Here is a 24,255-nt window from a genome sequence, read left to right as displayed (position 1 = left end):
AGTTCTAGCTAAAATAAAACCTGCTTCATTTATATTCTTTGAAAAATAGTTGGTGACAATATGAAAACGTCAACTTTCTACAGCAAGAAAGTTGACGTCATATGATTTAATTCCCCCAACTTAAACTCTCTTCTGCAAGAATAACATTTCCTGCAAAAATTTTCTTTGCTTGTAAAACGAGATCATTTACATTCCCAAAATGCGGTAAATGCGTTAGTAGCAATGTTTCGACATTTGCTTCTTTTGCAATGGATGCTGCTTCCACACTGTTCATATGGCCTGCTGAACTTCCATCCATATTAGCGTAAAAATTGCATTCACAAATAAATAAATCAGCCAGTTCAGCAAACGTTTTAAACTGTTCGATGTATGCAGAATCCCCTGTATATACAACAGTCGAAGACCCGTCTGTAATCCTCATTGCAAAGCAAGGTACTGGATGCTTCGTCCGCTGAAACGTAATTTCAAACGGACCAAGTTGCAGTGATTCATCTGGATTGTAAGCAACACCAATCGTATCGGAATCATGAGTTAGCCGAGAAAATTCAGCTTCATCTAGCGAATGACCGTAGATTGGTAACGTCTGTTGCTGAACTCCCATGTACCGTTTCACGAGCCGTGCATGTTGAAGCGGTCCGATATCGGCTACATGATCGTGATGATAGTGTGATAATATGACCGCATCTAATTGTTCAACCGAAATATATTGTTGCAGTTTGGAAAGAACGGCACTTCCACAATCAACGAGCAAATTAAAGCCGTCAGATTGAAACAAATAACCCGAGCTTGCTCCGTTCACTTTCGGAAACCCGCCCCATTGACCGATAACGGTTACTTTCATGAAACCACCATCCTTTTAATTTGCTTGTTCATAAGGTTTGATTAACCGATAAAGTGTTCGAACAATCGGAAGATCCAAACCTTTTTTCTCTGCAAGGCGCAATGCTCCTCCTTGGAGACTTTCAACTTCTAATGTTAATCCTTTGCGAAAATCTTGATGCATCGATGACGTTGCTTGCTCTGGTAAATCGAATGCTTGCTTTGCTGTTTTTTCACCGAAATCATCACCTAGATCAATTCCATAAGCCTTCGCAAGTTGCTGCATTTCATCCGCTGATTCTTTATACAACGCTAGCGTTTCTTCATTTGAACGAATCTGTCCTATTTCTAGTCTGCTCGCTGTCGTAACACCTGAATACGCTACGATATACGCGTACTTTTTCCAAATTTCTTTTAAAATATTAACAGAGTACGTATCATCGAAATTTGCCTTTTTCGTACGTTCACTAAACCGTTCACAAACTTCTTTTTGCTCCTCTACGAGCGGGCCAAAAATCATTCCGTGCTGTTTGCTCGTATGTAAGATATGGCCATTATGATCTAATGTCGTAATAATAAAACAAAGCCCGCCGAGAACTGCATCGCGACCGAGTTTTTCTGCAAGCACATCGTAATGTTCGACCCCATTTAAAAGTGGTAAAATTTTCGCACCTTTTTGTACGAGAACTTCCAATTGTGGAATAACACCGTCAAGATGATAACCTTTCACAGATAAAAGAACGAGGTCACAATGAGAAATTTTTGCAACATCTGTTTCAAGTTGAAGATTATCAATCGTTGTATCTCCATTTACACTATTAATTTTTAACCCTTTTTCATCTAGTTGCTGCAAACGACGTTCGCGAACGAGAAATGTCACGTTTTCCCCACTTTCATGTAAACGTCCACCAAAATACCCTCCGACTGCTCCTGCACCGATTACGGTTATGTTCATTAATGCTCTTCCCTTCTATTTCCTTATAGTTTAAGCGTATGAAACCGCTTTTAGAATATCAATCATGACATCGTGTTAAAAAACAAAACGGGTACATCATATATAGAAGGATGACTAGGGAGGAGAATGATGAAAGGACAATTCATTTTTCATGTTTAGGAATCCATTTGGAATGAGCATAATAAAGTATTTATGGTAACCTCAAACAGGCAAACAGAAAGCGTTCACGGTTCACAGAAAAAACATTCAAATGGCTCAGGAACAGAACATTTTCACTTTTATTCGAAGCGTCAATTTATTAGTCTTATTTTAAGTCCGCTTTTGTTCATAATCACGTAGCTTTTTTTCGAGCCTGAAGGATTATCGAAAGAAGGACTCGCAATCCTTCGAGTACACATTGAATTGCAACATGGCGGATTACAGAAGCAATCCCGATTCCAGCAACTTCACTGTTACCGATTATTTTATTCCCATTGACTAGAGCAGTCGAGAGTAAAACAACTGCTTCTGCTTATGGTGACGATACGGTTTTTTTATTCATGGGAGGCTTCATTATTGCTCTTGCGTAAGAACGATGGAATTTACATAAACGAATCGCACTTTCAATCATTTCAGCGATCGCGAGTACAGATAAAATAATTCTCGGTTTTATGGTTGCCACAGGATCTTTATCAATGTGGATTTCAAACACCGCCACAGCGATGATGATGGTACCGATTAGACTTATCAAATTAGCGATGCGATGGAAAACGAAGGAAAGTCATTTAGTAAAGAGGATTTTCCTTTTAGTAAATCACTTTGCTAAGAATCACCTACGCTACTTCTGTCAGTGGTCTTGAGAAACTCATCGGTACACCACCAAATGCAGTCGTGTTTGGTTCAGGCTATATTAAAATTGGAGACATGGTAAAAGTTAGATTATGGATTAATCTTTTTTCAATCGTTGTTATCACTCTCATAATATATAACTTACTCCCCCGCTGTATGGGGTATCGATTTAACTGTATACCCGATCTCATTAAAATAATAACTTCATTTCAAAATGTTTTGTACCGTTTCTCAATTGAACGAAACTAGGCGGTACTACGGGACAGAAATTGTAAGAAATTGTAGAAACAACACAGTGGTAGTAGCAAGGCACACATTTTCACCTTCTAAATCGATTCACTCTCCAACCACGCTCATATTGAGTCGGCGCTTTTAAATCATAGCCCAATTCCCTCGCTGCATAATGGGGCCAGTATGGATTTCTTAATAGTTCACGACCGAGGAAAATAAGATCAGCACGATAATTTCGCAAAATTTCTTCTGCTTGACTACCAGTTGTAATGATACCGACAGCACCCGTGGCAATATTAGCTTCATTTCGAATTTGATCAGCGAATGCTACTTGATAACCGGGATAAACAGGAATTCGTGCCGGAACGACAGCACCGGAGCTACAATCAATCAAATCAACCCCTTGCTCTTTCATTAATTTCGCATACTTAATGTACGTCTCTGGTGTGTTCCCGTTTTCGTCGTAGTCTGAAGCAGAAATTCGGACAAAAAGCGGGCCATCCCATTCTTGTTTTACAGCTTCAATCGTTTCTTTTAAAAAACGGTAACGATTTTCTTCATTTCCCCCGAACTCATCGGTTCGCTTATTCGTCAACGGAGATAAAAATTCGTTAATCAAATAGCCGTGTGCAGCATGAATTTCAATAACATCAAAACCCGCTTCTTTCGCACGACGAGCAGCTTGTTGAAAAGCGCTAATTGTTCGTTTGATATCGTCAAGTGTTGCTTCCTTCGGTGTTTTCATATGCTCTTGAAATGGAATCGCCGAAGGCGCAATGATTTCATCGTCAACTTCCGCTTTCCTACCAGCATGAGCAATTTGAATTCCGATATGTGAGCCTTGATTATGAACGAGCCTCACAAGTTCTTTTAACCCCTCTATATGTTCATCGCTCCAAATACCTAGATCGTAATTAGAAATGCGTCCTTCAGGAGAAACTGCCGTCGCTTCAACGACAATTAAGCCGACTTGACCAACAGCCCGGGCTGGATAATGAATCCGATGCCAATCCATCACTTTTCCATCTTCATTCGTACAAGAATACATACACATTGGGGACATGACAATCCGGTTTTTCAACGTAAGATCTCCAACCGTATACGGGGAAAAAAGTTTTGTAGCCATATTATGAATTCACTCCTCCAAACCAACGTTTTATATTTTCAACCATCATTGTCTCAATCTGTTCTTCACTTACACCTTCAGATTTTAATTTCGGAATGACGCTTTCAAACAAAAACGTCATCGACCAATTTGGATTAAGCTTTTTCACAGCCTCAGGCACGTACCAATCAATTGTACAGCAATAGTCTTGTGAAAGGAACATGCGTTCAGCATAGCCTCGCTTCGCCAGTTCAACAATCGTTCGATTTCTCTGTTCTGTACTAATCCCTCTCATAATCCCATAGCGATCCATGCCTACAAACGCCCCGCGGTCAATGACACGAAGAATATAATCAACATCATCAGTATCTCCACAATGACCGATTAGAACCTTACTCGGATGAACTCCTTCTTCTTCCAAAATGTCAAGCTGCAGAAGTCCTGTTCCGCTTGCAGGATGTGAATGAGTCATAATCGGAACTCCGGTTTGATGATGGGCTCTTGCGACAGCGCGTATCACTTTTTCAACATCGGGTGTGATACCTTGTTTATCTGTTGCACACTTTAGAAAACCGGCTTTAATCGACGTTTGCTGAATGCCAACTTCAATATCGTGAACGAATAAACTTGCCATGTAATCTGCATCCCGATTTTGAAAATGTGTCGGTATATAATGATACGAATAAATACCCGTTGCAGCGATTATTTGCATCCCAGTTTTATGAGCAACTTTCTCCATAAAACGAATGTCTCGTCCTAATTCCATGACAGTCGGATCACAAATCGTTTGTACACCCCATTTTTTTGCTTCATTAACTTGTTTAACAGCTTTCTGTAATTCTTCATCCTCGTTATAAATATGCGGGAATTGAACGTAGACAGACTCTGAACGGACACGCAAATGCTCATGCACGAGCGTACACCCTAATTGAGCTTCCGTCATTTCACCTGTAATTGCTTGAATGTTAGCCAACATTAACCACTCCTCTCTCTTTATGAAAACGGTTAATTTAATGATACCACATGAAAATTAGATGTGACTCTACAACCTTCGTTTTGATAAAAGTGGGACTTCTTAAGCATTCGCATCTAACGATACGAAATTTACTTAGCTAAATAGCGATTGAGCGACTTTTTAATAAACCGTTCATCTCTTTCTTTTTGATTGAAATATGAATAATGATAAATAAATCGCCCATCCTACTTAAAGAGAGGATGGGGATATTACAGTGAATATAACAAAGGTTTTTTGGTATGCAATCATCATTTGTATCGTTATCGTACTTTGGGGTTCCTTCACTCCTAACCACTTAAATCAAGTGACAGCATTCACAACCGTGTTTATTTATAATCACTTCGGCTGGTTTTATATGTTTGTCATTGTAGCCATGATTGTTTTTTGTATTTTTCTCATGTTCTCTCGTTTTGGTCAAATCAAGTTAGGAAAAAAAGATGACGAACCTGAATTTAGCTTGCTTGCTTGGTTTTCAATGCTATTTAGCGCGGGGATGGGAATTGGACTCATGTTTTTTACGACTGCAGAAACGATTTCCCATGCTTTTACTAGTGCACCGAATGCAGAGCCAGGAACCGACCAGGCAATTATCGAATCTTTGCAGTATGCTGCATTTCATTGGGGATTTCATGGTTGGGGTTTGTATGGGATCGTTGCACTAGTCCTCGCCTATTTTAAATTTCATAAAGATGCACCTGGTTTAATTAGCGCCACGCTTGTACCATTATTTGGTGAAAAAGTGATGCGTGGGACTACTGGAAAAATCATCGATACACTTGCGATCTTCGCGACGATTGTCGGGGTTGCTTCTACACTCGGTTTCGGATCAGCCCAAATTAACAGCGGATTAACCTTTCTTTTTAACGCACCCCAAGCGTTTTGGTTTCAACTGCTCATTTTAGCAATTGCTACATGTCTTTTTATTTTATCAGCATGGACTGGGATTGGACGTGGGATTAAGTATTTAAGCTCAATCAACATGTGGCTGGCATCGGTGCTCGTTTTTGCATTGTTTTTAATCGGTCCAACGATGTATATCATAAATATGTTTACAACAACGATCGGCAACTATTTTGGAAATTTTATTGAAATGAGTTTTGAGTTAAAACCAATCCATGAAAAGCAAAGACAGTGGATTAATGATTGGACGATTTTTTATTGGGCATGGTGGATTTCTTGGGCACCCTTCGTCGGAATGTTTATTGCTCGTATATCAAAAGGAAGAACGATCAAACAATTTATAGCTGGGGTACTCCTCGCTCCAACATTAGTAACGATTATCTTCTTCTCTGTTTTTGGAGTATCTGCCTTAAACATAGAGCAACATGACATTGCAAAATTATCTGAATTAGCAACAGAAACAGTAACTTTTGGGATGTATGAGCACTATCCCCTTAGTACAGTATTGTCTTTTGTTACAATTATTGTCATTACCATTTTTTTCGTTACATCTGCGGATTCAGCAACCTTTGTCCTAGGGATGTTCAGTACAGGTGGTCAGTTAAACCCTTCCAATATCGTAAAAATAATTTGGGGACTCACTTTAGCATCTATGGCTGCGATTGTCATGTACTCTGGTGGAATTGAAGGATTCCAAAATATGCTAATCATTGCAGCTCTACCCTTTTCCATCATTATCCTTTGTATGGCAATTTCTTTTTATAAAACAGCAAAAAAAGAAGTGTAAAGAAGCCTAGTGTAAAACGAGGGCAAAACCTTCTAATTATCCCTTACTAGAAAGGAGGCGCATGAGTGAAATTATTAAATGTGAGAAAAGGACAATTTGTATACTATCAAAATAAACTACACAAAGTTTACGGTGTAAAGCCCTTTTTTAAAAAATCAATTCATCTTATTCGATTAGCAGACTTTGAACAGAGACTTGCAACCGCTAAAGAAATTGATTTATATAAACCGAAACATCTGGATAGTTTTATTTATAACCAGAAACGGTATACACTCAATAAAAACGTGCGGGCAAAAGTCGGAGACTATATTTTAGTCATCAATCCTCGACCAGATTCACTTGATCATCACCATCTTAATGCGATTGAAATCGTATCATCGATTGAATTAAATGGTATCATCAGCAATAAATCAAATGGCATTAAGCATAATGAATATTGGGTGATGGTACCAGGTTTAGAAGATGGAGCTACGATCATCGACTTCCAATATCCTACTTCCTCTGATTCGGAGTATCTTGTAAGCTTGGAACCGAAACAACTCACACCGGAAACATACACTCCAAAAATAGGGGATATTTACCAAAGAAATGACAGCGACCCGATCATTCAAGCGATGGTCATCGCGATAAAAGAAAAAACGGTTTATTTAGGTGGTGGGCTTGAAACAACAATTGATGAGCTAACTAACTCTAAAAAGTGGAGTTATGTCCTTAATTTTCTAAAACAGTAGCAAACTTTTTCCTGTTAAAACATTAAAAAAGCTTAGAGTAAATTTTTCTCTAAGCCTTTTTATTTAGGAAAGAGCGAGTTTGCTCAACCGCAGCAATTCCTTGATTAATACAATCAGGGATCCCAACCCCTTCGAACGAAGAGCCTGCGAGAAATACCCCTGGAAGTTCAGCTTGAACATTCGATTTCAACGCATCAATACGCAGTTTATGACCGACAGTGTACTGTGGCATCATATTTTTCCATCTTGTTATCACATAAAAATTCGGTTTTCCTTTAATGTGCATCATTTTCTTTAAATCTTGCAAAACAGCATCGATCATTTCTTCATCATCAGCATCGACAATTTCAGTATGTCCCGGTCGCCCAACGTAACCACGAAACAATACTTTACCATCTGGAGTTGTATGTGGCCATTTTCGGTCTGTCCACGTACATGCAGTAATATTGTAGTTTGCATTCCGTGAAACGACGAATCCCGTTCCATCCTTACCGATGCGAACACTGCTTGCATCAAATGCCATCGCAACATTCGCTACCGATGCGAGCGGATAATTTTCCAATATATTAACAAAAGAATAATCGCGTAGCATATGCCTTACAGCAGAGTGAGGCGACGTGATGATGACTGCATCAAAGTGAAGTTTTTCACCACTGTTTAGCTGTAACTCATACCCATTACTTTTCTTAACAACTTTTTCAACTGTCGTGTTTTTCCGAATCGACTCCGCAGGAAGCAACTGTTCAATTTTTGTGACAAGTGACTCTAAACCATTACGCAACGTGACAAATGCACTCGGTTTTCGTTCGGCTTGTTTTTTGGACCGTTTTGGTTTCGTTTTTTTCATACCTAAAATTAAGCTGCGGTGTTTTTGTTCAACTTCATAAAATTGCGGGAATGTCGCCATTAAACTTAGTTCATCGATATCGCCTGAATAAATACCAGAGAGAAGGGGTTCAATTAAATTTTCAACAACCTCATTTCCGAGACGTTTTCTGAAAAAATAACCTAATGATTGATCTTCATTTTCACGGCTCTGTCTTGGAAGGATGAGATCGCAAGCTGCTCTCGCCTTGCCTTTAAGCGAAAACAGCTCTGTTTCTATAAAAGGACCTACTTCTGTCGGTATCCCCATAATCGCACCGCCAGGGATTGGATAAAGCTTGTCATTATTTAAAACGTACGCTTGTCCGGCAGCGTTTCCAACGAGCTCTGATTCAAGTCCGACATCTTTAATTAGCTTAACACCACTTGGTTTTCGAGCAACGAGGGAATCTGGACCTCGTTCTATGATAAAACCGTCTCGTTTAACGGTTTGAATTTTCCCACCGAGTCGCTCACTTCGTTCAAATAAAGTGAAATCATACGTTTCATTTTCGTTTTTATTTAAATAAAAGGCGGCAGCAAGCCCAGTGATTCCGCCTCCGATGATTGCGATGTTTTTATTATTCGCACACATTCGACCTCACGCTCTTTCTGCTAATCGCTTTTCAACAACGGTAGCTAACGCATCAATAAACAACGGATCGGTATTCGGCATATTTGGCCGAAAATAATTTGCTCCAAGTTCATCTGTTACTACTTTGCATTCATAGTCGTTATCGTACAACACTTCAAGATGGTCTGATACGAAGCCAACAGGACAATACACATAGTTCGTATAACCTTTATCGTTATACAGATCTCTTGTTAAATCTTGTACATCAGGACCGATCCACGGTTCTGGCGTGTTACCTTCGCTTTGCCAGCCAATCGTATAATGTCTAATTCCTGCTCGTTTCGCAATCAAATCAGCTGTTTCTTGAAGTTGATCAGGATATGGATCCCCGTGTTGAAGAATTTTTTCAGGTAAGCTATGGGCTGAAAAAATGACGATCGTCTTATCCTTTTCTTCTTCTGGAATTTGTGAAAATGTCTTTTCCAATTCCTTCACCCAAAATTCAATAAACTTATCTTCTTTATACCAACTATCGATCGTTAGCATCAGAGGTCCACCGAGTTTTTCTGCTTCTTCAACAGCACGACCGTTATAAGATTTCACACTGAAGGTTGAATAATGCGGAGCAAGGACAATAGTCACCGCCTCTTCAATACCATCTTCATGCATTTGTTTTACAGCATCTTCAATAAACGGATCAATATGCTTCAAGCCTAAATAAGGTTTAAATTGAATATCTTGATTACGTTTATTCAGTGCTTCTGCCAATGCGAACATTTGATCATCTGTAATTTTTGCGAGCGGTGAAACACCCCCGATCGCATCGTACCGATTTGTTAAATCTTCAAGTGCTTCTCGGGATGGTTTACGCCCTCTGCGAATGTGTGTATAGTATGGTTCAATCTCTTCCTTTTTCCTCGGCGTTCCATATGCCATAACAAGCAATCCGATAGTCTTCATCAATAAACCTTCCTTTCAATGTTAAATACGTGCTCAAAAAGAGGTCCGATTGATTAAATACGAAATGTCTCAACTCGTCCCAAACAAAATTTACAAAAAAGCAAAGAAAGCATTTCCATGTTCCTAACACATGGGGGACGACGAACAGACTCTCATCTTAAGACCTTTGGCACCTATTTGGACCTTTTTAACGAGAACTGTATTCATGAACGAAAGAAGTCACTTTTTTTAACGTTTCCCAGTTCACTTCAGGAAAAACACCATGTCCTAAATTGAAAATATACCCTGGCTGTTTCATTCCTTGATCAAGAATTTCTTTCAATTTTTCTTCAATCACTGACCAAGGTGCAAGTAAATACGATGGATCAAGGTTTCCTTGAAGCGCCTTTGTTATTCCTTTCGCTCGTGCCTCTTTGATTTGCAAACGCCAATCAAGACCAACAACATCAAGTGGTAAATCCGCCCATTCTTCTGCTAGGTGGCTTGCACCGACCCCGAACATAATGAGAGGAACGTCTTCTTTTTTCAACTCCGTAAAAATGCGTTCCATCACTGGCTTAATGTATATACGATAATCTTGGCGGTTGACTGTCCCGACCCATGAATCAAAAATTTGGATCGCTTGAGCACCTGCAGCAATTTGCGCTTTCACATAAGAAATCACCATTGTTCCAAGCTTTTCCATTAAAAGTTGCCAAGCTTTTGGTTCTCCATACATAAATGCTTTTGTACGGTGATAATTTCGTGATGAACCGCCTTCAATCATGTAACTTGCTAACGTAAATGGCGCACCACTAAATCCGATAAGCGGTACGTTTAACTGTGTCCTTAACAATTTAATCGTATCAAGTATGTAATCAACATCTTTCTCAGGATCAATTTCCCCAAGTTTTTCAATATCTCGTACGGTTCGGATTGGATTCGCAATCACAGGACCAACATTATTCACGATTTCGACGTCAACCCCAATTGCAGGAAGGGGTGACATAATATCTTTAAATAAAATCGCCGCATCTACCCCGTAATTGTATTCATCGATTGGAAGTCTCGTTACGCGTGCGCAAAGCTCTGGGTTATGTGTAATTTCAAACAAGGAGTATTTTTCTTTAATTTTTACATATTCAGGCTGTGTACGTCCTGCTTGTCTCATAAACCAGACTGGAACATGGTCCGTCTGTTCAGCTCGACATGCTTTTAAGAAAGTATCATTAAACGTTGTCACGATGCCACACCTTTCCAAAATCTTATCATTTCTTCTTATACTATAGCTTTAACGAATTTTACTGTACACCGATTTAGGGCAATTGTCATGAATTTGTCTAGTTTACAAACCGTTTTATGTTTTTTACAAGATTACTACAAGAGTTAACATTGTTTAACAATTATCAAACTTCCACCAAAAACGGACACTTCTTTCTTAATTATTGCTATTTTTATTTATATGAATTGCTTGTAATTCGGAAAGGAGAAACATCGTTGTTATTTCCATCATTTGAATTTTTATTTTTGTTTCTTCCGATTACGTTCTTCGTCTATGCATTTCTATCTAAATATAAATGGTTTACAGGAGCAAAAGTAACGTTAATTTTAGCTTCGATTGTTTTTTATGCGTACTGGGATTATCGTTATCTTCTGCTCATTTTTTTCAGTATAGGTTTTAATTATATTGTCGGAAAGAAATTGAAAGACAATCCTAATAAAAAGCTGCTTACATTTGGAGTTGCAATGAATTTAGGCTTACTCACTTATTTTAAGTATGTGGATTTCTTTCTAGAAAATGTCAATTGGCTAACCGGAGCTTCGATCCCGTTACTAAACGTCGCTTTACCATTAGCGATCTCATTTTTTACATTTCAGCAAATTGGCTTTCTCGTTGATGCATACAAAGGGCGTGTAGCTGACTTCCGCTTCACAAACTATGTTTTGTTTGTTGTCTTTTTCCCACAGTTGATTGCGGGTCCAATCGTACAACATAAAGATGTGATTCCACAGTTTAAACGGAAAGAAACGTTTCAAATTAACTACAAAAATTTAACAATTGGTTTATTTGTTTTCGCTGCTGGTTTATTTAAAAAAGTTGTCATCGCTGATTCAGTTGCATTGTGGGCAACACCCGGTTTTGATGAAGCGACATCATTAACGTTTTATGAAGCGTGGGGATCTGCTTTAGCCTACACATTCCAACTTTACTTTGATTTCTCAGGATACTCTGAAATGGCGCTCGGTCTAGGACTCATGTTTAATATTAAGCTACCTATTAACTTCAATTCACCGTACAAAGCAAATTCTATTATCGATTTTTGGCGTTCATGGCATATGACTCTTTCAAATTTTTTGAAAGATTATTTATACATCCCACTTGGTGGAAACCGTTCAGGTAAACTACGCAAATATCGTAATTTATTTTTAACAATGCTTCTCGGAGGAATTTGGCACGGTGCTGGTTGGACATTCGTCATCTGGGGTACGCTGCACGGGCTATACAATGTCATCAACCATTCGTTCCGAGATATAAAAAAACGTCTCCAACTAAAAACTGGAGCAATGGAAACAGCAGCAACACAAATTCCTGAAATTAAAAGCTTTATATCTATACAAGCAGTTTTCACAAATGCCGTTGCTCGTATACTTACTTTTATCGCTGTTATCATTGGATGGGTCTTCTTCCGAGCAGAAACAATATCTGACGCTTTAAAAGTATTAAAAGGGATGATTGGGTTAAACGGTGCTCCATTTGGTACACTAGATTATTTGCCGCAAGGTAGTCTTGAACTTACCGTGTTACTCGGTCTATTTCTATGGGTAAATTTTGCGCCAAATACAATCGAGTTTTCTCAGCGCTTAAAACCAAACTGGAATTGGGCATTACTAATTTCACTTCTGCTTATTACTGCGATTTTGTTTATTAACCGAAAAGCTGAGTTCCTCTATTTTCAGTTTTAAAATGAATTTGAACACTTTACAGAATATGGAGGCGATGAAGATGTCAGCTTGGAAAAAAATTTTTACAACTGTAATTGCCATCTCACTCGTCATTACAAGCGGAATCATGACGTTAAATTATATCGTTAATCCTCATGGTAAGTATAATTCAAACGTATTGCCTTCCCTCGTCTGGACAGGAAGGTCAGATAAAGCATCACTTCTTCATAAGCTTAACGAAGATCCTGAAATCCTTATTCTCGGATCAAGCCGTTCAATGAAAATTGATCCTGAATTTATTGAAGAAAAAACAGGGTTATCATCATTTAATGCTGCTGTAAACTCTGCAAATGCTGAAGATTACTATACGATGCTTCGCTATAGTCTAGATACATTGGAACGAAAGCCTAATACAATCTTTCTAGGGATTGATGTTGAAGCTTTTCATAATAACACGCCGATTGATGAACGACTTTTATTTAACAAAGCATTATCGAAATATTTGAATGCTCAAGATCGCATATCATTTATAGATATGCTAACATCATTACTTTCGTATGAAGAAACAACTAGCTCATTCGTAAGCCTTTATTATAAACTTAGTGCGTATCCAGATCGGTCAACCTATTACGACGATAACGGATTCCTACATTATATTCAAAAGTCTGGAACTGTAACAGATGAAAATTATGATTCAAAAATTGAAGATTACATTGAAAGATATCGTGCTCGCTATGACGGCTACACTCAGTTAAGTGATAAACGAAAAGACTATTTTGAAAAATTTCTTGCGCTAGCTGAAGAAGAGAATATTCAAGTTATCGCATTTATAACGACTTTGCACGATGACATTATTCGAGATTTGAAAAAAACGAGAAACTACGATGACATTAAACAGAAACTTGTCAACTATTTGAATAAAATGGATGAACAAAATGAGAATTTTGTGTATGAAGATTTTGATCGAGTGGACAAATACAATGGTGTTTTAACAGCTTTTTATGATGGTGCACATATTCACGAAAAAAATGCAAATCGAATTACACGACGACTATTAGAAAAAGCCGTCCCTGATGAATTTAAAGGTTAAAACCATGAACCTTCCTGATAACACTCAAATAAAGGACGTTGCTTAGTTTGGAAAGTACCATTGATAAACATCGACTTAGCTCATCTTCATTGAAACCCTTGCTTTTCTCTATACAAATCAAAAAACAACATCTCACTAGGTACGATGCCGACCCGAATCGAAAATTTTTCCCTATATATAAAACAAAGGGGGAATTTAAAAATGGTCTTTGAAGGGTATAAAGTTTCATCACCGTACGGTTAGAGGAGAAACCCATTTGGACGCAACCAAAAATTTCATGCTGGAATTGATCTTGTAAAGTCACACCGAGCACCGATCTATGCATTTACAGAAGGAACTGTTTTTTATGCTGGAGTCGGCAGAAAGGGGACCGGCTTAAACGGTTACGGAAACGTCGTCGTATTAAAGGAAAAAAACAGTTATGCCCAATTGTACGGTCATCTTGATCGTGTCGCTGTCAAAATAGGCGCAAAAGTAAAAAAGAATCAACTAATCGGCTATCAAGGATCGACTGGAAATTCAACGGGGTCACATTTACATTACGAAGTCCGAAAGAAAACGGCGCCGCTTTATGGGTGGGAAGCAGACTCATCTAAATCAACGTTAAACCCAACTATGTATCTTCAAGCCTATTATCCCACCTCTTCTTCAACAGGTGGCGGGACATATACCATCAACAAAACGATCAACGGTTTATGTCACCGCAATGGATGCCAAAAATAAAAAAATAAAAAAACGTATGTCAAAGCTGGACGATACTTCATCTTCAAAAAAGCGAACGGGATGATTAATGTCACAACGAAAAAAGGAGAACCCGGAAGCTGGATTAACCCGAATGATAACAATACAAAATAACTACAAGTGCCGTCTGAATTCCTACAATTCGGAATTCAGACGGTCACGTAATTATTTCATATAAAATTTCAGCAAATCCCCGTAAATTATACGATCCGATACGTCTAGTTGAAGCTGAACTTCCTCTATAAACGGTTCACACTGCTCGATTTCAATTTCTTCCCCGCTTTCACGTTCAAAGCATTTTTGTTTTGTATACACATAATCCTCACTAACAAAGCTTCCATCTCGTAATGCTACTAGGTTAGAACGTTCAAGCGAAAATAAATCCTCTCCAAAATTGACATCATTTTCATTGTCAATCCCAAGTAAATTCAAAATTGTTGGCTTTATATCAATTTGTCCACCAATCGTTTCGATTGTTTTTCCTTCCTGACCTGGGATGTGGATAATCATTGGCACACGTTGAAGTTGAATCGTATCGTACAATGTTATGCCTTTACCTAAATATTCACTTAGTGCATCGTTATGATATTCGGATATTCCATAATGATCACCGTACAAAATAAAAATCGAATTCTCATATAAATTTTCAGCTTTTAACTGTTGAAAAAATAACTTTAAAGCTTCATCCGTATAACGGACAGTCATAAAATAACGATTTAACGTTTCACTACTCGTATTTCCTTTTTTAATAAATGCATCTTCCTCATCTAATGCATAAGGAAAATGATTCGTTAACGTAATAAATTTCGCGTAAAATGGTTTTGGTAGCTCTCGTAAATAATCGAGCGACTGCGTAAACATTTCCATATCTTTCAAACCCCAACCGACTGTTTGCTCCTCTCTAATTTTAAAGTCAGCACTCGAGTAAAACCGATCATATCCTAACGAATCATACATTTGATCACGATTCCAAAATGTTTCATCGTTTGAATGAAAAACTACAGAATAATAGCCTTCTTCCCCGACAATTTTCGGTAAACCGTTATATTCATTGTCTGAATTCGTAAAAAACACTGCCCCTCTCGGTAAAGGGTATAAAGAATTCGCAACAAGAAACTCTGCATCAGACGTTTTCCCTTGTCCTGTTTGATGATATACGTTAGAAAAATAATAGCTTTCTTCAATGATTTGATTAAGAAATGGGGTCAACGGTTCACCGTCTAGCGTATGCTGTAATACAAAACTTTGCATCGACTCTAACGAAATAACAAACACATTTTTCCCTTCTGCTATTCCTGTGTATGCGCGATTTGGATTTGAACTGAGTGTCTGCACGTATTCATCGACTTCTTGAAAACCATCACTTTTCGCAAACGTTTTATCTGTACTAACCCTCGTTTGCAAAATAAGATCATAAAGATGGTAATTAAAAATCCCGATATTTTGCACGACCATTGACCGATCAAACGATTTTGTTAACAATTGAGGATGCTCGATTTCTGACAGAACTAAATTGAACGCAAATAATGCAAGAGTACCTACATAAAGCCAAGACATTTGCCGCTTCGTTACTGCGTCGTCGGAAACCCTTACTCTTTTTATGACTAAAAATAAAAGAAGAACATCAAAAAACAAAAAAATATCTGTCACTTGAATCAGTGTAAAAATACTTTCGCCTAAATCTCCCATATTTTTCGTTTGGAAAAGTGTTGGAATCGTAATAAAATCGCTAAAAAAACGGTTGTAAATGAGATTCGCGTATACGATAACAGAACCGATCATACTAATCGAAAGTAAAATTACACGTCGTCTTTTAAGCGAAAAAAACAAACTAATCGAAAATATCAAAAGGGCTGCACTAAGCGGATTTATAAACAACAGCATTTCTTGTAGGACATTCTCTGTCGGTACATGAAAGAAAAATCGTTGCACGATGTACACTTTTAACCAAAATAAAATAACTGCAATAATGAACAAACGATGTTTTTTAATAAAAGTACGTGCCACGAAATGCTCCTCCCCAAACGTTCATTACTGTACTATACATAATTTATGCCGAATACTTTATTTGTTTAACATTATTTCATGCAAGGGTAAGATAGTAAAGAGATGATTTAATTTTCGAAAGGGTGATAAGATGAAATTTTTCTTAACATACGGGACCCATCATTTTTTAAAAACAATTTACGAAAAACATCAAGCTAAATATGATATTTACTTATTAGACAGTAAAGAATCATCCATGTTAATCGTTGAAAAAAAAGGAAGAAGTTTATTCCAAAGTGGAAAAGCATACAGAATCGATTATACAGATGGTCATTTTCAAAATGCGACATTCGCCGTAATTAACAACATTCCTGTTCCCCAAGAAAAGGCAGATGTTTTCCGATTCGAAGCAAAAAAGCGCGCTGAATTAATCAAAAGACAAGCTGGTTGTCTTGCTATTCGTGTACTTATTCCTGTTAAAAAAAGTGATTCCTTCATCATTTTAAGTATGTGGGACTCTTCAGGTGATTTTAGAAGGTTTCAAGCTTCGTCCGAATATGATCATCTTAAAGTTGAATCCACATCAAACCCCCAGCAGCTATTTACAGGAACAGCATATGAGAAAACATACTCCGTTTATCGAGAAGAATTAAACGCGTAATCTTCTCTCGTGAGTGAACTGTAAAAAGAAAGCGGTGATGTGTCTGTGAAAATTATGCTTTTCTGTTTCAACGGCATTAAGGTCACAATCTCGTTCGCCTATGCGGAAAAGACTTTAATCAAATGTTTGCAATTAAATGGTTCACTGAAAGTTATATAGACACACATTCGCTACTCTTAAAATTCATCGTTCTATAAAAATAGAAAGTGCGCTACTTGTATTTATTAAAGTAGTATAACAATTAACAAAAAATAACCGATATATAGAGAGAGTACAATGATGACAATTGAATTCAGGGGGATATCTCATGTTTACAAGAGAAGGCATTTTACTAGAAACTGGAACAAACGAACTTGAAATCGTAGAGTTTACAATCGGAAACAACCGCTTCGGAATTAATGTGATTAAAGTACGTGAAATCATTTCTGTCATACCTACAACGAAAGTCCCGTTTTCACATCCGCATATCGAAGGGGTTATCTCACTTCGTGATGAAGTAATCCCTGTCGTCAATTTAGCTAAAGTGCTACATTTACCCGAACAGTACGAAGAAACAAGTGAAAAATATATCATAGCCGAATTTAACATGTTAAAAATCGCTTTCCATGTTGGAAACATCGCCCAAATTCACCGAATTTCTTGGGAAAAAATTGAACAGCCTAACGACCTCGCCAAAAACTTAGAAAACCTTATCACTGGAATTATTCATTTTGATGAACAAATGATTTTGTTGCCTGATTTTGAAAAAATTATTTTTAATATTAACCCAAATACAGGTATTTCCAAAGACCGAATTCAATCCCTTGATGCGCGCGATCGCTCAACAAAGACCATCCTCATTGCGGAAGATTCATCGCTTTTACGCGAATTGCTAAAAGAAACGCTCGAAAAGGTTGGCTATGTCAACATTGAGATCTGTCATGACGGCCAAGAAGCATTAGATAAACTCATTGCGTTTTCAGAAAAAGGAAACGTAACTGAACATGTTCAACTTGTCATTACAGACATTGAAATGCCTAAAATGGATGGACACCATCTAACGAAACGAATTAAAGAAAATGACAAGTTAAAGAAATTACCTGTCATAATTTTTTCATCACTCATTACGAACGATTTACGCCATAAAGGTGAAAAAGTCGGTGCGAACGCCCAAGTGAGTAAACCAGAAGTTTCTGAACTCGTTAAATATGTCGATCAATTTATTTTATAAAAGGTTGTATAAAATTAAAATACGAACGATCGACCTCATTTCTTGTTCTCCTCGATTTCGATACAGATAAGTGAAGGGATTGTGACATTAGCACAACCTCCTAAAAATGGCGGGCTACCGCTAGCTATCAGAAGATAAAATCAGGTAGAGAAAAACGAAAAACCGTTTCTCTCTACCTCATTTATTTTAGGGGCTTTAAACACCCCCTTTTTACCAAGCAGCAATCATTCCATCTGTACGGTGCTCTGTTCCACCAACGAGAACCCCTGTCTCAGGATCACGCCAAATGATTTGACCGCGTCCAAAGCTATAAGGTTGAACTGCAATTCGAACGTCATGTCCGCGGTCAGCTAAAGCCACGGCAATATGGTTCGGAACGGAGTGCTCAAGTTCAACTGTTTTACCTTCGACCCATTTCCATCTCGGAGCATCGAGGGCTGCTTGAGGATTAAGTCCAAAATCAATCGTGTTCATCATGACTTGCAGATGACCTTGCGGTTGCATAAAAGCACCCATGACCCCGAATGGTCCTACCGCTTCATCATTTTTAGTTAAGAAACCAGGAATTATCGTATGATACGGCTTCTTTCTACCAGCTAATGCATTATCAGATTTTGAATCAAACGAAAAACTATGTCCGCGGTTTTGCAGGCTTATCCCTGTCTCAGGTATAACAATTCCTGATCCGAATTCAATATAGTTACTTTGAATAAAGGAGACCATATTTCCTTCGTCATCAGCAGTTGCTAAATAAACTGTTCCGCCTTTTGGTGGTTGACCGGGCTTTGGCATTATCGCTTCATCACCAATTAAACTACGTCTTTCTTCAGCATATTTTTTTGAAAGTAAGCCGTCTATAGAAGCTGTCATATGACGCGAATCAGCAATATATTCTTGACCGTCAGTAAAAGCTAGTTTCAACGCTTCAATTTGCTGATGGTACGTTTCAACTGTATCTTTGCTATCAAATTCAAATCCTTCAACTATATTTAATGCTTGTAAAGCGATGAGCCCTTGTCCATTGGGTGGAATCTCCCACACATCATAACCACGATAATTAACATGGATCGGATCGACCCATTCCGGACGATATTCGGCTAAATCCTCTGCCGTAATATAACCATCCGTCTCTTCCGAGAATTTCACAATTTTTTCAGCAATTTTGCCACGATAAAACGACTCGGCATTCGTTTCTGCAATCGATTGTAATGTATCCGCATGATCAGGTGAGGCCCACATTTCACCGATACGGGGAGCTCGTCCTTTCGGCGCAAACGTTTTAAACCAATGCTCGAACGGTTCACCTTTTAACAAACGCTTAAATCTATAAAACTCTAATTCCCAAACCCTCGCAAGTGTACGCGAAAGTGGGTAACCGTTTCTAGCATATTCAATTGCAGGCTTTAACACTTCCGTAAGTGGAAGTTTTCCGAAACGTTCAGACATGGCTGCCCATGCAGACGGCACACCTGGTACTGTAACAGGAACCCAGCCTGTTTCAGGAATTTCGTTATAGCCTTGTTCTTTTAGTTTTTCAATACTAATATGTTTCGGTGCAAATCCGCTTGCATTCAAACCGTGCAATTTGCCTTTTATCCAAACGAGTGCAAACGCATCCCCACCTATACCATTGGAAGTCGGTTCTACAACCGTTAAACAAGCTGCCGTTGCGATGGCAGCATCGATTGCGTTACCACCTTTTTTTAACATATCAAGACCCGCTTGCGCCGCTAACGGCTGGGAAGTTGCTACCATACCCCGATTTGCATAGATTGAATGTCGTGCTGACGCATAAGGCTGATTTGGTGAGTAGTTTACCATTTCGTTCTCCCTTTCCCCTAAACTTCATATTCTATTTTTTAGTATAGCACGATTTAAACTCCTTGTATCCTTACCTTCTCCTCTGTCGCAAAGCAAAAATCCATTCAAAAATAAAGATACTACCCATAAGAAACGTTAATCCAAATGCATAACCTCCAAGAACATCACTCGGATAATGAACGTTAACATAAATACGACTCAGTCCAATGAATAAGATAACGATGAAACTTATGAGCGAAAATAGCCATTTTAAACTGGATGTCGAGTGGCTTCGTACAACTAAATAAATAAGTGACCCGTAAAAAACAATCGATCCTGTCGCATGACCGCTCGGAAAACTAAAGCCCGTTCCTTCTACAGCTGGATTAATTGTTGGTCGTTCTCGTCCGTAAACATATTTGAGTCCACGGTTCATCAAAAGACCAACCGTCGGAACGAGAAAAATAAAAAGTGATGAAAATAGATCTCGCTTAACGAGCAATAACAATAATCCGATTAAAATAACTAATAATTGGAGAATAAAAGGTGAACCCGCATTCGTTATTAAATTGAAAAACTTGGTGAATGAAATATTGTTACTGAACGCATCTACTAACGAAAAAATGTATGTATCGATTTTCAGTACAGGCTGTTTCGTTAACAGATAGGAAAGATATAAAAAAATAAACATAGATAATAAAAATATAGACACACCAACAATGTGAAGAAATGTACTTCGAGCCACGGATTTCTTCCTTCTTTCATTTCGTTTTAAGCACTTAGATAGGACGAACAATTTTAATCAGAACATCGAAAATCTCACTCAGGGGTATGCGACTCAGTATGTTGATATGCACAACGGAAAGAACAACGACAACTCCGGAAAATATAAAGCAAATAACAAGTAAAAGCTATTTGATAGATGAACTTGAACGCATTGTTTCCGACATAAAATTTCTGGCTAGATTTGCAGATGCTTGACCGTGAAAAAATTGAAGACTCAAATTTCTTAGAATGTCGGTCATAAAAGATGGGGCTCGCGGGGTGCGGGGTCGTCTTGTTCGTCTTCTCCTATTTTGTATCTAGCATCCGTTTTTAGACGGTTCATTTGAAAATAAAACGAAACCGGGACTGGACAGCCCGGTTTTATAGCCACAAGATAACGCTGTCTCAGACTCACTTTTACCCTATTAAGTCAACAGGTTGAACAGTTCTTATTCATTCCGATTTTCTTCTTCATATGCGTCATACTCATCATTTTCTAGCACACCACGGGACATTACGTATCCATCCGAAGCGAGAAATCCTTCAATATCGTCTACGGAACCAATCCGTTCATCTGCATTCATATACATTTTATTATAGTCTGTTTTTTCGTTGCTAAAAAAATCAGAAGGGGTTTCACTCGTTCCCCAACTTGCAACAGCTTGCCATGAATCTTCCGCATCAAATGATGTATTGCTTCCGCTATCATTCGCAAATTCCTCAAAAGGTGGAGATACTATTTCTTCCTCTATTGGACGGTGTTTTGCTATCGTTTGATCATGACTATGTTCAACACATCGTAATGCAGTTGGATGCGCGTTTAACCTTTCAACTGATATTTCCCTGTTACACTCTTCACACAATCCATATGTTCCTTCTTTAATTTTCGCTAATGCCCGTTCAATTTCATCAAGTTCACGTGTCGAATGTTCTCGTAATGCGAGATCTTTTTCACGTTCAAATAATTCTGTTGCGTGATCAGCAGGATGATTATCATAATTTGATAATTCTCCGGTCGATTCTTTAATCAATTCATCTTTTAACCCGAACTCTTTCGATGAATCAAGTCGGTTTTCGATCGTTTTCTTCATCTTTAAAAGCGTTAGTTGAAATTCGTGTAGCTGTTGTTCTGATAATGACATAAATTAACGTCTCCTTTCGAAATAAGCAAGAGGAAACTCACTCACAATTATTATCGACTTACGCCTTACTTCTATTCTCTTTTCTTACACACTGGTGAAATTTATAATAAGTTTCGATCTCGTCACAACTTACAGCTTAAAAAACAAAGAACAAGTCTAATGTTGTATCAAGCTTGTTCTTCATCATAAATCCAATATTGATTTTTCCCTTTTTCTTTAGATGTATAAAGCGCGATATCGGCTTTCTTATAGAGCTCATCGTAATTGTCACCGTGCTTAGGTGCAAATGCGATGCCGATACTTAAAGATAATTGTGGTTCATTCTTCTGTTTGGTGCTATTGTAAAATGCTCTGTTCATCCGTTCAATCAGCTGCTTCGCTCGCCTCTCTGTTTCATGAATGGTCGTAGAAGGAATGATAATGACAAATTCATCCCCACCTAATCGAAAAATTTCATCGCCTTCCTGCTCAAACTGTTTCAAGACATGAGCTGTCTTTTTCAACTTCTCATCACCAACATCATGCCCGTACGTATCGTTAATCGCTTTGAAATTATCAAGATCAAGAAGTAAATAGGCGAGCATATCATCTTCATTACGCTTTTCTTGTAACAATTCCTCATATGCTGCGCGATTTTTTAAGCCTGTTAAACTATCGTGATATGCTAGGTACATCGGTCTTGAAACCCATTTTGAAATGAGGGATGCAATGATAATCGTCACAATAATGATCGCAACGAGTTGCAACATAAATGATTGCCTCGTTTTATCTAGAAGCGCATCTAACTCTTTTTCATTATAAGTAATCTCAATTACTTTTCGCTGTGACGTTCCCTGATCGTAATCCGACACGTACGGAACATAACGATAGACCGTTCGATCCTTACCTTTTTCAAATTTAATTTCTGTCGTATCACCAGTTTTTAGTGCTTTTTCAAACGCTTTTTTCCGATCATCAGAAAGTTCAATATTGGACACATGCTCACCAAAAAAGTAGCCACCCGGATTAATGACATGAATATCATCAATCGATGGATACTTTTCTACGAGTTGTTCAATCGCCATTAAAAAGTCAAATTGTTGAAACACTTCTCCATCTTGTAACGCGTACCCTAACTCAAATAAATATTTTTTATCAGGTGTCCCGATATAGCTGAATTTTTTGATTTGTCCCGTATTTTGGGAAATATCAACTCCATCAGAATAAAACTTTCCTGATTCTCGTCGTTCATGAAGTGTTTTTGAAAACTTTGGACAGCAAGCTTCAAAATCAAGGCCGAGATCTTCAGTAAAACTCGTATGAATGACAACATTTTTATGATTTAAAATATACACATCCATATTAAAAATCTCTTCTAATTCTTGAAAATCCCACGTATTGAAATTTTGATTTTTAGCATAGAGTTCTAATAAATATTGGGAATTCGCTTCCATCCGCTCTTCAGTATCTTTATCAAAAAAATAATATACTTTTTCAATTGACTTTAAAGATGACTCTACACTTTCTTCAATATGCTCAAGTTGAAACTGATGACTTTCCATTACATGTTGTCTTAATTTATAATATGAAATCATTGCGCCTACAGTCGAGATGACAAGCGCAAACACGATCATTATAAAAAATAATCGTATTCTAAAATGTGAATTTCTCATTTATGCACCTCAAGCATGCCCACTGATGTTACCTGCTAACATTAGCACGATATCGTTAATTCGCGAAGTATTTTCTTGCATTTTCCTGCAATCTTTTAAAGTTTTGCGTGATATAGTCCGGTTTTTCTGGTTTACTAAACAAATAACCTTGAACGTGATTACATTGTTTTTGCTGTAAAATGTTAAGCTGTGCAACATCTTCAACACCTTCGGCAAGAACCTCGACTTTCATATTTTTTGCAATCGAGATAATTGTAGACACAAGCATACTATCTTGTTTATTCGTATGTAAACCTTTAATAAAGGAACGATCAATTTTCAATTTGTCAATCGGCAGCTCCTTTAAATAATTCAATGAAGAATATCCTGTCCCAAAATCATCAATGCTTATCCGTACACCTAATTCTTTTAACTTTTTAATTTTATCGATTGATACGTCAGATGACGTAAAATATTTTGTGTAAAGGTCTTTTCAATAAAAAATAGGTAGGGTATCCTCGGAATTGTCGGATTCCAT

The 24,255-nt window shown here is 37.9% G+C and carries 20 protein-coding genes and 1 pseudogene; 8 read left to right on the top strand and 13 right to left on the bottom strand.

Annotation, left to right across the window (positions count from 1 at the left end; all coding sequences use genetic code 11):
* Positions 1 to 106 precede the first annotated feature (106 nt).
* Positions 107 to 841 (bottom strand): MBL fold metallo-hydrolase, encoded by a 735-nt coding sequence (locus ABU914_RS12765; protein WP_379670108.1) that lies wholly within the window; start codon positions 839 to 841, stop codon positions 107 to 109.
* A gap of 15 nt (positions 842 to 856) precedes the next feature.
* Positions 857 to 1,774, bottom strand: a complete 918-nt coding sequence (locus tag ABU914_RS12760; protein ID WP_379670107.1) for a ketopantoate reductase family protein — start codon at positions 1,772 to 1,774, stop codon at positions 857 to 859.
* A 593-nt stretch (positions 1,775 to 2,367) separates the two neighbouring features.
* Here ABU914_RS12760 and ABU914_RS12755 point away from each other — a divergent pair.
* Positions 2,368 to 2,613: a hypothetical protein gene (locus tag ABU914_RS12755; protein ID WP_379670118.1), complete on the top strand. Its 246-nt coding sequence runs from the start codon at positions 2,368 to 2,370 to the stop codon at positions 2,611 to 2,613.
* A gap of 308 nt (positions 2,614 to 2,921) precedes the next feature.
* On the opposite strand, the gene namA is transcribed toward ABU914_RS12755, so the two are convergent.
* Both namA and ABU914_RS12745 read right to left on the bottom strand, forming a co-directional pair.
* The gene (gene namA, locus ABU914_RS12750; protein ID WP_379670106.1) at positions 2,922 to 3,959 is read right to left on the bottom strand and encodes an NADPH dehydrogenase NamA; all 1,038 of its coding nucleotides are present in this window, start codon (positions 3,957 to 3,959) and stop codon (positions 2,922 to 2,924) included.
* Position 3,960: 1 nt separating this feature from the next.
* Entirely contained in the window at positions 3,961 to 4,911 is a 951-nt protein-coding gene (locus ABU914_RS12745) for a phosphotriesterase family protein (RefSeq protein WP_379670105.1), read from the bottom strand.
* 256 nt (positions 4,912 to 5,167) lie between these two features.
* Here ABU914_RS12745 and ABU914_RS12740 point away from each other — a divergent pair, with 256 nt between their 5' ends.
* Together ABU914_RS12740 and ABU914_RS12735 are read left to right on the top strand one after the other, a co-directional pair.
* A complete protein-coding gene (locus ABU914_RS12740) occupies positions 5,168 to 6,640 on the top strand; it encodes a BCCT family transporter (protein WP_379670104.1) in 1,473 nt (490 codons plus the stop codon).
* Positions 6,641 to 6,705: 65 nt separating this feature from the next.
* Positions 6,706 to 7,371, top strand: a complete 666-nt coding sequence (locus ABU914_RS12735; RefSeq protein ID WP_379670103.1) for a hypothetical protein — start codon at positions 6,706 to 6,708, stop codon at positions 7,369 to 7,371.
* Positions 7,372 to 7,420: 49 nt separating this feature from the next.
* Here the strand turns inward: ABU914_RS12735 and hemY are convergent, their stop codons facing one another.
* The 3 genes from hemY to hemE form a co-directional block, all read right to left on the bottom strand.
* The gene (hemY, locus tag ABU914_RS12730) at positions 7,421 to 8,830 is read right to left on the bottom strand and encodes a protoporphyrinogen oxidase (protein WP_379670102.1); all 1,410 of its coding nucleotides are present in this window, start codon (positions 8,828 to 8,830) and stop codon (positions 7,421 to 7,423) included.
* A gap of 6 nt (positions 8,831 to 8,836) precedes the next feature.
* Complete coding sequence (gene hemH, locus ABU914_RS12725) at positions 8,837 to 9,769, bottom strand: ferrochelatase (RefSeq protein WP_379670101.1); 933 nt, start codon at positions 9,767 to 9,769, stop codon at positions 8,837 to 8,839.
* Positions 9,770 to 9,956: 187 nt separating this feature from the next.
* On the bottom strand, positions 9,957 to 10,994 hold the full coding sequence (hemE, locus tag ABU914_RS12720) for a uroporphyrinogen decarboxylase (RefSeq protein ID WP_379670117.1): 1,038 nt from the start codon (positions 10,992 to 10,994) through the stop codon (positions 9,957 to 9,959).
* Positions 10,995 to 11,245: 251 nt separating this feature from the next.
* Here hemE and ABU914_RS12715 point away from each other — a divergent pair, with 251 nt between their 5' ends.
* The 3 genes and pseudogenes from ABU914_RS12715 to ABU914_RS12705 all read left to right on the top strand — a co-directional run.
* Positions 11,246 to 12,712: an MBOAT family O-acyltransferase gene (locus tag ABU914_RS12715; protein WP_379670100.1), complete on the top strand. Its 1,467-nt coding sequence runs from the start codon at positions 11,246 to 11,248 to the stop codon at positions 12,710 to 12,712.
* A gap of 40 nt (positions 12,713 to 12,752) precedes the next feature.
* On the top strand, positions 12,753 to 13,781 hold the full coding sequence (locus ABU914_RS12710) for a DUF1574 family protein (RefSeq protein ID WP_379670099.1): 1,029 nt from the start codon (positions 12,753 to 12,755) through the stop codon (positions 13,779 to 13,781).
* Positions 13,782 to 14,063: 282 nt separating this feature from the next.
* A pseudogene (locus ABU914_RS12705) lies at positions 14,064 to 14,504 on the top strand (M23 family metallopeptidase); the annotation flags it as partial.
* Between the two features lie 183 nt (positions 14,505 to 14,687).
* On the opposite strand, the gene ABU914_RS12700 reads toward ABU914_RS12705, so the two are convergent.
* Positions 14,688 to 16,529 (bottom strand): LTA synthase family protein, encoded by a 1,842-nt coding sequence (locus tag ABU914_RS12700; protein ID WP_379670098.1) that lies wholly within the window; start codon positions 16,527 to 16,529, stop codon positions 14,688 to 14,690.
* Between the two features lie 130 nt (positions 16,530 to 16,659).
* Between ABU914_RS12700 and ABU914_RS12695 the strand changes: the two genes are divergently transcribed.
* Both ABU914_RS12695 and ABU914_RS12690 read left to right on the top strand, forming a co-directional pair.
* On the top strand, positions 16,660 to 17,169 hold the full coding sequence (locus ABU914_RS12695) for an antibiotic biosynthesis monooxygenase family protein (protein ID WP_379670097.1): 510 nt from the start codon (positions 16,660 to 16,662) through the stop codon (positions 17,167 to 17,169).
* Between the two features lie 307 nt (positions 17,170 to 17,476).
* Positions 17,477 to 18,379, top strand: coding sequence for a chemotaxis protein (locus ABU914_RS12690; protein WP_379670096.1), 903 nt, complete (start codon positions 17,477 to 17,479; stop codon positions 18,377 to 18,379).
* A 210-nt stretch (positions 18,380 to 18,589) separates the two neighbouring features.
* Here ABU914_RS12690 and ABU914_RS12685 read toward each other — a convergent pair whose 3' ends face one another.
* The 5 genes from ABU914_RS12685 to ABU914_RS12665 all read right to left on the bottom strand — a co-directional run bounded on the left by ABU914_RS12685 (position 18,590) and on the right by ABU914_RS12665 (position 24,159).
* Positions 18,590 to 20,200, bottom strand: coding sequence for a gamma-glutamyltransferase family protein (locus ABU914_RS12685; RefSeq protein WP_379670095.1), 1,611 nt, complete (start codon positions 20,198 to 20,200; stop codon positions 18,590 to 18,592).
* Positions 20,201 to 20,270: 70 nt separating this feature from the next.
* Positions 20,271 to 20,924 carry a phosphatase PAP2 family protein gene (locus ABU914_RS12680; protein ID WP_379670094.1) on the bottom strand — a complete coding sequence of 218 codons (654 nt, stop codon included), beginning with the start codon at positions 20,922 to 20,924 and terminating at the stop codon, positions 20,271 to 20,273.
* 469 nt (positions 20,925 to 21,393) lie between these two features.
* The gene (locus ABU914_RS12675; RefSeq protein ID WP_379670093.1) at positions 21,394 to 22,086 is read right to left on the bottom strand and encodes a TraR/DksA C4-type zinc finger protein; all 693 of its coding nucleotides are present in this window, start codon (positions 22,084 to 22,086) and stop codon (positions 21,394 to 21,396) included.
* A gap of 167 nt (positions 22,087 to 22,253) precedes the next feature.
* Positions 22,254 to 23,738: a GGDEF domain-containing protein gene (locus ABU914_RS12670; RefSeq protein ID WP_379670092.1), complete on the bottom strand. Its 1,485-nt coding sequence runs from the start codon at positions 23,736 to 23,738 to the stop codon at positions 22,254 to 22,256.
* Between the two features lie 55 nt (positions 23,739 to 23,793).
* Positions 23,794 to 24,159, bottom strand: a complete 366-nt coding sequence (locus ABU914_RS12665; protein ID WP_379670116.1) for an EAL domain-containing protein — start codon at positions 24,157 to 24,159, stop codon at positions 23,794 to 23,796.
* Positions 24,160 to 24,255 lie beyond the last annotated feature (96 nt).

The sequence above is a fragment of the Pueribacillus sp. YX66 genome (genome assembly GCF_041725775.1).
Classification (GTDB): Bacteria; Bacillota; Bacilli; order Bacillales; family UBA6769; genus Pueribacillus.
The sequence above is the reverse complement of the archived record's forward strand: the minus strand, read 5'-3'. Positions and strand labels throughout refer to the sequence as shown.